General features: G+C 64.1%; 2 protein-coding genes. One reads left to right on the top strand and one right to left on the bottom strand.

All coding sequences use genetic code 11. The features are described 5' to 3' along the window. The first annotated feature begins 46 nt into the window (after window positions 1-46). A complete protein-coding gene (gene tgt, locus ABI213_RS16345) occupies window positions 47-1162 on the top strand; it encodes a tRNA guanosine(34) transglycosylase Tgt (protein ID WP_348027873.1) in 1116 nt (371 codons plus the stop codon). Window positions 1163-1228: 66 nt separating this feature from the next. Here the strand turns inward: tgt and ABI213_RS16340 are convergent. Then, on the bottom strand, window positions 1229-2134 hold a 906-nt coding region (locus ABI213_RS16340; protein WP_348027871.1), incomplete at its 5' end, for an adenylate/guanylate cyclase domain-containing protein.

The raw sequence follows: 2134 nt of genomic DNA, 5'->3' as shown, positions 1-2134 counted from the left end.
CCAGCCTCGCGGCGATTACGCGGGCAGCCACGCCCGCCGCGGCACGCTGACGCTAAACCACGGCGTGGTGCAAACCCCCATCTTCATGCCAGTCGGCACCTACGGCACGGTCAAGGGTGTGACGCCGCAGAGCCTGGAGGACATGGGCGCGCAGATCATCCTGGGCAACACCTTCCATCTGTGGATGCGCCCAGGGCTCGACGTGGTGACGCAGTTCGGTGGTCTGCATGCGTTCGAGAAATGGAACAAGCCGATCCTGACCGACTCCGGCGGCTTTCAGGTCTGGTCGCTCGGTGCCATGCGCAAGATCAGCGAGGAAGGCGTGCGCTTCTCTTCGCCGGTCAACGGCGACAAGCTGTTCCTGACGCCCGAGATCTCGATGCAGATCCAGACCACGCTGAACTCCGACATCGTGATGCAGTTCGACGAATGCACGCCCTACGACACCAAGGGCCACATCACTACCGAACGCGAAGCCCGCAGCTCGATGGAACTCAGCCTGCGCTGGGCGAAGCGCTGCCAGGCCGAATTCACCAAGCTGGAGAACCCCAACGCGCTGTTCGGCATCGTGCAAGGCGGCATGTTCGAAAGCCTGCGCCAGGAATCGCTGGAGCAATTGGTGGAAATGGACTTCCCCGGCTATGCCGTGGGCGGCGTCAGCGTGGGCGAACCCAAGGACGAGATGCTGCGCATCATGGCGCACACGCCGCACCGCCTGCCGGCCCACAAGCCGCGCTACCTGATGGGCGTGGGCACACCCGAAGACTTGGTGCAGGGCGTGGCCGACGGCGTAGACATGTTCGACTGCGTCATGCCCACCCGCAATGCGCGCAACGGTACGCTTTTCACCCGCTTTGGTGACTTAAAGATCCGCAACGCCCGCCATAAGACCGACGAGCAACCGCTGGACGTCACCTGCACCTGCCACGCCTGCGCAGGCACCAGTGGCGTGGCCTATGCCATTGGGGGCCGCGACGGCTTCAGCCGCGCCTATCTGCACCACCTGGACCGCTGCGCCGAAATGCTCGGCCCCATGCTGGCCAGCATCCACAACCTGCACTACTTTTTGAACCTGATGTCTGAAGTACGGGCGGCGCTGGATGCGGGGACATTTGGTGCCTTCCGAGTGCAGTTCAAGGCCGATCGGGCGCGTGGCGTATAAAACCTTTTTGCTATTTTTTATATAGCTTCTTGCGCAGGTAGATACTGCGCAAGAGGCATTATTTACCTATAAAGTAGCGGCGGGTTTCCACCCCCACACGTGCACCGGCGTATGGCCCTTCACGGCCTGCACGCCCAAGTCGGTAAAGAAGGGAAACTGCGCCAGCTCGGCCACCACCGCCTGGGAGCACAGCAGCGGGTAGCCCAAGTCTTTGGTCAGGCCTTCGATGCGGGAGGCGACGTTGACCGCGTCGCCAATCGCCGAATAGTCGTGCCGCGCCTGCGAACCCAGGTGGCCGACGATGGCATCGCCCACGTGCAAACCAATACCAATGGCGATGGGGGGCGTGCCTTCGGTCTGCAGTGCAGCGTTGAGCTTGTCCAGCGCGGCCAGCATGGCGCGGGCGGCGGCAAAGGCCGGTACGCTGGGCGCGGCCAGGGTTTGCGGGGCCCCAAATATCGCCATGATGCCGTCGCCCATAAAGCAGCTGATGGTGCCACCCTGGTCGTGTATCGCCAGGTTGACCTGCTCAAAATAGCGGTTTAGCAGGCTGAGCACCTGCTGCGCCGACAGGGTTTCGCTCAGGCTGGTAAAGCCCCGGATGTCGGCAAACAACATGCACACATGGCGCAGCTCGCCGCCCAGCGCGGGGGCCAGGCGGCCTTGCACAATTTCCTGCATCACCAGTGGGCTGACGTAGCCCGCAAAGGCGGCGCGCAAGCGGCGGCGCTCGCCTTTTTCCAGCACGGCGCTGAGCGTCCAGCGCCCAGCCAGCGCCAGCAGGCCCACCAGCACGGGCACCACCACCGCCAGGTACAGGCCCTGCTGCAAAGCCCCCACGGCCAGCACCAACAGTAGCAGTACCACCGCCAGCGCCACCTGGGCCGCCACCCGCAAGCGCAGCGGAGCAAACCAGAGCAGGCTGCACAGCCCCGCCAAAGCGGCGATCCATCCCCAAGCCACCGGCTCCAC

It is taken from the genome of Rhodoferax sp. (genome assembly GCF_039922535.1).
Taxonomy (GTDB): Bacteria; Pseudomonadota; Gammaproteobacteria; order Burkholderiales; family Burkholderiaceae_C; genus Rhodoferax_B.
The sequence above is the reverse complement of the archived record's forward strand: the minus strand, read 5'-3'. Positions and strand labels throughout refer to the sequence as shown.